Genomic DNA, 9,423 nt, shown 5'->3' on the forward strand with positions numbered 1-9,423 from the left:
TTTACCCTAGTTTTAAAAAGCAATTTACCATCTTAGATAAATACAACACTATAAATCTAAGGTTTTGTCTTGAAACAAAAACGAAGCAAAAAATTCAAGGCTTAGAAGTCAAAAGCTAAATTTCATTCCTTTCACCTAAATGATTTTAAACTCGTTTTGCTCAAACAAAAAATCATTTTTAATGGCTCAATACATGAAATTCTTAACGCTTTTCCCTTCAAGGTCGGGGTAGTACTACCAAACGAATTAGGTAGAAAGTCCACTAGCTCGAATGTTGAGCGTTAGCATCATCTGTGTCTTGCTGATTATACAGCATTAAATTAATAATAAATTTCCTTTTTTGAAGAGATATAATACTGAATCGATAATTAATCCATTTAGTACACTGCTAACATTTATCTTCAGTAGATTTTAAATTTTAACCCTTAAACAACAACCCATGAATTTGACAGAAGTGATGAATTGGCGTTATTCTACCAAAGAGTTTAACCCTGATAAAAAGATTTCTGATGAGGATTTTGAGCAGATCAAAAACCTATTGCAAATGTGTCCTTCAAGTACCAACATTCAACCTTGGCATTTTATTATTGCCAGTAGCGAAGAAGGGAAAAAACGAATTGCAAAAGGGACTCAAGGCTTTTTTATTTTTAATGAGGCCAAAGTATTGAATGCCTCACATGTGGTACTATTCTGTACACGAACTACTGCAGATGAAGAATTTATGCTTCACCTCCTTGACAAGGAAGATAAGGATGGAAGGTATGGAGCGCCTGAGTTTAAAGAACAGATGCATGGTGGACGAAACGTTTTTGCTGACATTCATAAATACGATATGAAAGATTTACAGCATTGGATGGATAAGCAAGTCTACATCAATATTGGAAACCTTTTACTTGGTGCTGGAGTGATGGGAATCGATGCTGTACCTATGGAAGGGATTGATATGAAAGCACTAGATGAAGAATTTGGTTTAAGAGCAAAGGGTTTTACTTCTTTGGTTTGTGTTGCTTTGGGTTATAGAGCTGAAGGTGATTTTAATGCTACATTGCCAAAATCAAGACTTTCTCAGGAGGAGATTTTTACGCTTTTATAAAAACGCTTCAGAGTATAAAGAATGAAGAATTAGAAGATGTAGGTTTTACTTCACTCTAATTCTTCATTCAAAATTCGCTTATTGACCTAATTTTTTTAGAACAGCCACTCCGTAAGCTCGATCGACATTGTCCCCTAATTTACTTTTGACTACATCATTAAAAGACTGAATACTTTCAATCTGTAAATTGGTGTCAGCTACTAAATCACGGATCGCTTGATCATCATATAACTTAAATTTATCCCTTACAAAAGGTAGTTTTTCCATAAAGTTTTTTTGAGCAAAACTAATCACACAGCTACCGCCAATCTTCAAAACCTTTTCAATCTCTTTGATAAAAAGTAAGGGTTTTGACCAGAAGTACACATTATTGACACTTAGCACAAAATCAAAAGTGTTTTCATCAAAAGGGATTTTCTGCCCTTCATAAAGTAAAAATGTAGCTGTAGTGTCAGTATAATTTTCCTTACAGTATTTCCACATTGTTTCAGAAATCTCTAGACCAGTATAATCTACTTCTTCAGCCTTGTCTAGGATTTGATAGAGGTGCCCGCAATTACCATGACCTAGTTCAAGTACTTTATCTTGCTTCTGAAGAGGCATAGCATCAATACCGCTTAAGGTCATATTGATATTGGATTCGTTCATTAGGTTGCCAACATTGATTCCGTTATCTCCATCAGGACAGCTGAGTTGTTTTTCGAGTTCTTGTAATTCTTCTTCAGTTAGATTTTGCATGTTTATTTATAAAGTTTGAGTGTTTACTACCTTCAATACCTTACTGAAGGTGTATTTCATTTAGAAAGCTTACTGTAAAGCTAGACGAATAATCTTAAATTAATAAGTGAATACATTGAAAAAACTTACGATTTTGGGTGAATTATCCCTTTTATTGTTAATGCAGATTAATGAAGTTTCCATTTTAGGAAACTATATTTCATATTTGTACTGTTGGTTTCCAAAAGAGGAAACATTTTAAGTTTTGTGGATTTCTTTTACGAAGAACAGTAGTAATTGAGCCGTAAATGAAAATTGAAATAAAGTTGTTAATGATATTTTATCAAGTTTCTTTATTTGGAAACTAATTGCAATATTTGCATTGTCAATTACTACTAAATATTGTATCTCAATCTTAATTAAAGAAAGAGAAGAATTTAAATTTTGACATTATCGTGTTATTTTTGTTTCTCTAATTGGAAACTATTTAACACATTAAATAAATAAAAGATGGATAAAAATGAAGCTTTAGAACAGTTTGTGGAAGCACATAAATTAGATGGATTACCGCCATTGGCCGTTAGAATTATCGGTATTTTCTATATCTCAAATGAAAAACATTTGACATTCGAAGATATCATCAAATTGGCAGATTCTTCTAAAGGTGCGGTAAGCAAAATGCTGAAAGTACTTATTGCAGTTCGAAGAGTGAATTTTATCCAAGATCCAGCTTCTTCACGTAAGCGTTTATTTTATTTGGATGCACATGGGTTAGAAGAGTACATCAAGCTAGTTGTAAATGGTTTGATGGATCAGAACTCACAGATCAGAAGATTAAGTGAGTTTAGAACTTCAGAAAGTGATAAAGAGATTGATGATTTAATCAACAGAATTATTAATTTTAATTCAGATGTTATTACTTCTCTTCTAACACTCAACAATAAGCATAATAAAAAGTAAATCGCTCTACCGTCTCAATTGCTATTCATTTGGTTTTTATTTTTTAAGAAACCAATTAAATAATTATAGATATGAAAAACGAAGTTTTATTTTGGGTGAAGCGTTATGTTCCATTGGCAGTTATTTCTGTCTTTGCCATAGTAGTCACTCTATAAAAATTATGTACACCCTGGCTGAAACCTTAAAAAGTTTTAGCTATGGTGTACGACCTCCAAATGCTTTATTTTTATATTGAGCATTTATCCTCCTACTTAATTTATCTACATTTCTTTTTGTCTTTTACGGACATGAAGTAAAAACTTATTGCCTTTTAGTTTCCAAATAAGGAAACTCAATTTAACTCAATCATGAAAAATTTAATACTATTCATTTTTATTGTCTGTTACAGTACCCTGCTTTTTGGACAGGAGAGAATCAAAATTGGTATCCTAGCAGAAATGGAATCTTTGAAATCTGATTCACTTGGAATTAAATTGAAAAATGAAATTCTATCGCTTATTGAACACAAAAACGCAGTGCTTTTTACGGAAGTATTTTTTAATAGATACGACCCTAAGTTAGCAAAAGCCCAATACGACAGCCTTGTTGCTGAAGATTGTGATATTATTATTGCTTTTGGCCCTACCAATGCCTTGATGTTTTATGAAGAAAACGTTGATTTTGAAGTACCCACTATTCTTGCAGGTTTTGTCAATCAAGATTTTATAGAATTAGAAGAGAACACTACTTCTCAAATTGATAACTTCACCTACTATGTTACTCCCTTTTCAATGAAAGAGGATGTTGTATCATTCAAAACGTTAGCCAATTACAAGAATTTAGGTATTGTAATGGATGATTACCTTCTTCAGTCTTTTCCAATGAAAGAAAAATTAGATGAAATCTTTTCAGAAATAGAGGCCGATTATACTTTAATTCCGGTAGGAGCAACAACAGATCAGCTTGAAATTCCTTTGGAGGTAGATGCTATTTATTTTAATAGTACCTCCCAACTGGAAGAAGAAAAATACAAGGCCATCATCAATCAGGTGAATGCTTTGCAATTGCCCTCTTTATCGGGTTACGGTGTAAGGGATTTGGAATTGGGAGTGATGGCCACCAACCAACCTTCGATTAATTTTGATCAAATTTTCAGAAGAATTGCCTTAACCATTGAATCGGCATTACAAGGGCAAAACTTAAAAGATTTGTCAGTAGAAATTAACTATGATAATGTATTAACCATCAACCTTGATGTGGCTGAGTATGTAGGGATCACTTTTAGAAATAGTGAGTTAGTGAAATATGACTTTATGGAATCCAATTTTATTGGAGAAGGGCAGTCATTTTCTTTGAAAAACTTGATGTACATGATGTTGCATCAAAACCTTACTTTGGAAGCAGAGAGAAAATCTATTGATATTAAAAATCAAGAAGTTCGTTTATCAAAAGCAAATTACTTACCTGAGGTGGGTGTAAATGCTGGTGGTACTTATGTGAATGCGGAAATGGCTGAGCTTTCTTTCGGGCAGAATCCTGAATACAGTATGACGGGTAATGTACAATTAAAACAAACCATTTATTCTGCAGACGCATCAGCGAATATCAAAATTTCAAAACTTTCATTGGAAGCACAAAGAGAGGATTTCAACGCTTTGGAATTAGATCAGGTGCTGGAAGTGGGAATGGCCTACTACAATACGTTAATTTATGAAGCGAATAAAAGTATTCAATTAAAAAACCTTCATTTGACAAAGGAAAACTTAAAATTAGCGGAAGAAAATCTTGCTATGGGAGTGGGTGGAAAGTCGGATTTATTGAGGTTTCAAAGTCAGTTGGCTCAGAATACACAAGGAATGATAGAAGCGAAAAATGCAGTGGCACAATCGCATTTAACGCTGAATAAATTGTTGAATTTACCAATGGATGATCGTTTGGTTTTAAAAGACAGTTTGCTATTAGGTGTTCAAGAACAAAACGATGCTTATGGACAATTAATGGAACTTTTGGATCAGCCTAGAGAGCGTTACTTACTGACGGAGTTTTTAATTGAAGAGGCATTGATCAATTCACCTGAGCTGATGAGTTTGCTTTACAATAAAGAGTCGGTGGAAAGAAATTATAAGCTGAACAAAAATGGTCGTTTTATCCCGACTGTCGCATTACAAGGGCAATACAATCAGTTTTTATTAAGGGAAGGAGCAGGAACAAGTATGCCTGTTGGTTTTCCAAGCGTTCCACTTAATAATTACAACGTAGGTTTGAATGTTTCTATTCCAATTTTCCAACAAAATACCAGAAACATCAATCAGCAAAAATCAAAAATACAGATGGATCAATTAGTGGCTCAGAAAAATGATTATGAGCAGAACGTAGAAAGAATGATCCACGAAAATATCATTGCACTGATCAATGAATTGACCAATATAGAAATTGCCAAGGCTAATAAGGTAGTAGCGGAAGAAAACTTGGAGATTTCACAAAGTGAATATGCCAACGGTATCATTCCAGTTATCCAACTTATTGATGCTCAGAATAACCTTCTTGAAAATGAACTGGCATTTATTACAGCACAATACAATTACTTTATCGTCTCACTGCAAATTCAAAGAGGAATTGGCTACTATTTCCTTCTGAATTCAGAGGAAAGCAACCAAGCTTTTTATACTCGTGCAGCACAATTTATCCAAAATAATTAATCTGTCTATATAAATCAAAATCATGAAAAACTTTACAATTTTATCCTTGCTTCTTACTGTCTTTATTTTCAATTCATCATGTCAGAAAGAGGAAAAACAAAAAGAAAAAACATACAGAAGTGTTCGTTATATAAAAGTAGGAAATACTACATTAAGCAATAATACAACCTATAGTGGTAAAGCTTCAGCAGATCAGGAAATGGAGTTGAGCTTTAGAAATAACGGTATCATTATAAAGAAATTGGTGAAAGTAGGTCAGAAGGTAAAGAAAGGAGAACTTTTGATGCAATTGGACAACATACAGGCTCAGCTTTCTTATGAGCAATCGTTGGCGTCTTTGAATGCAGCAAAATCAGAAATGTATACTGCTAAGTCGGAATATGAAAGAGGTCGCAAGCTGTATGAACAAGGAAATTATACCTTGAGTAAATACGAGACGGTGAAGAACACTTTTGAAAATGCTTCGAATCAGTTGACTTCAGCGGAAAGAAAATTAGCGATTGATCATCAGCAAATCCTTAACGGGTACATTTACGCTCCGAAAGATGCAGTGGTGGCTGAAGTGAATGCTAATATGAATGAGACAGTAAGTTCAGGTCAAAAAGTGATGGTTCTGAATGCCGGAAATAAAATGAATGTAATTGTAGGTGTATCTGAAAGCAGTATTAATGACCTGTCAAACGGTATGTTGGCCCACTTAAATTTTAAATCAATTGGTGAGCGATTAGATGGTGAAGTAGTAGAAGTTTCTCCTATTCTGAACAAAGAGAATGCAACTTTTCCAGTGAAAATTAAAATCAATAATCCATCAGCATCTATTCACCCTGGTATGGCTGTAGAAGTAAAATTTGACTTGGATGGTTTAGCTTCAGAATACAATATTGTCTTGCCATTGAGTGCTATTGGCGAAGACGAATCAGGGAATTTTGTATTCACAGTCGAGAATATTGGCGATGATTTAGGAGTTGTTGGAAAGCAATACATCAAAGTTGGTGAATTGACGGACGAAGGCATTCTTATCGACAGAGGAGTAGAGCAAGGACAGTATATTATCACTGCTGGCTTGCAGACTCTTATCAACGGACAAATCGTAAAACTTTAATCTCTTATTCAACCTCTAAATTCATCAGTCAAAATGGTAAACTTCGCAAAATTCTCCATCGAAAAGAACCGTATCGTTCTTAGTGTATTAGCTGTGGTCATGATCATGGGAATCGTATTCTATCAGTCATTATCAAGAGATAGTATGCCTCCATTTACGGTAAGAGTAGCGACAATTGTTGCTTCATTTCCAGGCGCAAGCCCAGATCGTGTAGAGGAATTAGTAACTGATAAAATAGAAAAAGTAGCTCAAGAATTACCGGAACTTAAGAAAGTGACAAGTGATTCAAGAACAGGTCTTTCAGTGGTAACAGTAGAGTTGAAAATGGACGTTTCACCTGAAGAGTTACAACCTGTTTGGGATCGTCTGAGAAGAAAATTGGAAATGATGTCCGATCTTCCTTCGAATGTTTATCCGCAGTTGCAAGATGATGGAATTGGTGAAGTGTTTGGGATTGCTGTTGGTATTACAAGTGACGGTTTCTCTTATGCAGAAGTGAAGAAATATGCAGATCAATTGAGAAATGACCTTATCAGCTTGGAAGATGCTGCAAAAGTGAACATCAATGGTGAGCAAGAGGAAAGAGTATTTATCAAATTTGATAATGCGAAGTTGAAGAACTACGGATTGACTTCAAGCAGTTTGGAGCAGATGATCAGTGCTACTAACATTTTGAATACAGGTGGGGAAATCAACGTTAAAAATGAAAGAATTGTATTAGAGCCATCAGGTAATTTTAATGCGATCAAAGATATCCGAAACATGTTGATTCCGGTAGGGAACAACGGTGATGTGATTTTACTTTCTGATGTGGCGACTATCGAAAAAGGTTATATCTATCCGCAAAAGCAGATTGTAAAGATCAATGGGCAAAAGGGTGTTTCATTGCATATCTCATTGAAAGAGGGGAGAAATATCTTAAACCTAGGTAAAGAAGTAGATCAGGTTTTAGCGGAGTACCAAGAGCAATTGCCAATTGGTTTGGAGGTATTGAGATTGTCTTCTTTGGATCATTATATCGATCATAAAGTATCAGACTTTGAAGGGAATTTAATCCAGTCGGTTGTGATCGTTTTGGCCGTGATGTTGATCTTTTTAGGTATGAGAACAGGGTTAGTAATTGCGAGTTTAATTCCAATGGTAACAATCGCTACATTTATGGTGATGGGATTATTTGACATGGGAATCAATCAAATATCACTAGCAGCGTTAATCATGGCCTTAGGTATGATGGTAGACAACGGGATTGTGGTTGCAGAATCAATCATGGTGAAAATGGAAGAAGGTATTGAGGTGAAAAAAGCAGCAATTGATTCAGTACAGGAGTTATTTTATCCACTATTGATTTCAACATTGACGACTTCAGCTGCTTTCCTGTCATTCTATATGGCAGAGTCAATCATGGGTGATATTATGGGACCTATCTTCTCTGTAATTTCTATTGCGTTGATTTCATCATGGTTAATTTCATTGAGCATTATCTCACTTTTATGTGTGTACTTTTTAAAAGTAAAACCTAAAGGAGAGCAGAAAAAGAAGTTTTTAGACCGTATGATTGATGCATTGAAATCAGGTTACCACCAAGTGATTTTAATTTCATTGAAATACAAAAAGACAGTTGTAGCGGGTGTGGGTGTAATGTTTGTATTGTCAATCTTAGGGTTCGGATTATTGGAAGTATTATTCTTCCCTGATAGTGATAGAAATATGATCACGATTGACATCAACTTACCGCAAGGTTCAAGAATCGAATCTACTCAAGAAGTGATCAAAGAGCTGGAAGGTTTTTTCAGAGAGGAATTAATGGTCAATGACAACAGAACTGAAGGGATCACCTCATGGACTTCATTTATTGGAGAAGGACCTTCATCATATGATTTAGGATACACCGCTGATGAACCTAACGCAAATTATGCTCATATCTTGGTTAATACATCGGATCAATTGATCAATAACGCATTAATCAAAAAGATCGATGAGTATAGCTTCCTTCATTTACAGAATGCAGATGTAAAAGCGGGTTTGCTTGGAGCCGGAAGTGGTGGAGCACCTATCGAAATCAAAGTTTCAGGTAATAATCCGGATCATTTACAGAAGATTGCTTCAAGCATCAGAGCGGAGTTATCAAAAGTGGAAGGGACCAAAAACGTGAAAGATGATTGGGGACCGAAAGGGAAAAAGTTTGTGATTGAAATTGATCAAAGTAAAGCTCAGTCTGCTGGCATGACAAATCAAGATATTGCAGTTTCATTACAAACGATCTTGGACGGGTTTCAGACGGGTGAATTTAGAGAAGACGAGAAGTCAATTCCAATATTATTACAGAGTATTGAAAGTTCTGATTTGTCTATCTCAGCTCTAAAAACAGCCAATGTTTATAGCCAAAATACGGGTAAAAGTGTTCCTTTGAATCAAGTGGCGGAGATCGTTCCGGTGTGGCAATATACACAAATCAAAAGAGAAAACTTAAAACGTACAATCACTGTAGAGTGTGAATTGACAGAAGATGGAAACGCCAATTCTATTATGACAGCGATACAGCCTTGGTTGGATCAAGAACAAAAAAACTGGGGAGCAGGATATTCTTACTCATTGGGTGGTGACGCTGAAGAGAGTGCTGAAAACATGGGTGCTGTTTTCGTTTACCTACCATTATCAGCCTTTATCATCGTGATGCTTTTAGTGATGCAGTTTAACTCATTCAGAAAAATGACCATCATTCTTTTAACCATTCCATTAGGTGTTATAGGTATGGTGATTGGATTGTTAGTTTTCCAAGTTCCATTCGGATTTATGGCATTCCTTGGGATTATTTCACTGGCAGGAATTGTGATCAACAATGCAATTGTATTGATTGAAAGAATAGAAGTAGA

The 9,423-nt window shown here is 35.0% G+C and carries 6 protein-coding genes; 5 read left to right on the plus strand and 1 reads right to left on the minus strand.

Annotated elements, in window-relative coordinates; genetic code table 11:
- Positions 1 to 439 precede the first annotated feature (439 nt).
- Positions 440 to 1,093, plus strand: coding sequence for an oxygen-insensitive NAD(P)H nitroreductase (nfsB, locus tag HHU12_RS31890; protein ID WP_169660791.1), 654 nt, complete (start codon positions 440 to 442; stop codon positions 1,091 to 1,093).
- Positions 1,094 to 1,171: 78 nt separating this feature from the next.
- On the opposite strand, the gene HHU12_RS31895 is transcribed toward nfsB, so the two are convergent.
- Positions 1,172 to 1,831, minus strand: a complete 660-nt coding sequence (locus HHU12_RS31895) for a class I SAM-dependent methyltransferase (RefSeq protein ID WP_169660792.1) — start codon at positions 1,829 to 1,831, stop codon at positions 1,172 to 1,174.
- Positions 1,832 to 2,320: 489 nt separating this feature from the next.
- Between HHU12_RS31895 and HHU12_RS31900 the strand changes: the two genes are divergently transcribed.
- From HHU12_RS31900 to HHU12_RS31915, 4 genes are all read left to right on the plus strand, one after another.
- The gene (locus tag HHU12_RS31900; RefSeq protein ID WP_169660793.1) at positions 2,321 to 2,770 is read left to right on the plus strand and encodes a MarR family transcriptional regulator; all 450 of its coding nucleotides are present in this window, start codon (positions 2,321 to 2,323) and stop codon (positions 2,768 to 2,770) included.
- A gap of 347 nt (positions 2,771 to 3,117) precedes the next feature.
- Complete coding sequence (locus HHU12_RS31905; protein ID WP_169660794.1) at positions 3,118 to 5,448, plus strand: TolC family protein; 2,331 nt, start codon at positions 3,118 to 3,120, stop codon at positions 5,446 to 5,448.
- A gap of 22 nt (positions 5,449 to 5,470) precedes the next feature.
- The gene (locus tag HHU12_RS31910; RefSeq protein ID WP_169660795.1) at positions 5,471 to 6,550 is read left to right on the plus strand and encodes an efflux RND transporter periplasmic adaptor subunit; all 1,080 of its coding nucleotides are present in this window, start codon (positions 5,471 to 5,473) and stop codon (positions 6,548 to 6,550) included.
- A 33-nt stretch (positions 6,551 to 6,583) separates the two neighbouring features.
- A partial coding sequence (locus HHU12_RS31915; RefSeq protein WP_169660796.1) for an efflux RND transporter permease subunit occupies positions 6,584 to 9,423 on the plus strand: 2,840 nt, incomplete at its 3' end.

It is taken from the genome of Flammeovirga aprica JL-4 (assembly GCF_012844305.1).
Taxonomy (GTDB): Bacteria; Bacteroidota; Bacteroidia; order Cytophagales; family Flammeovirgaceae; genus Flammeovirga; species Flammeovirga aprica.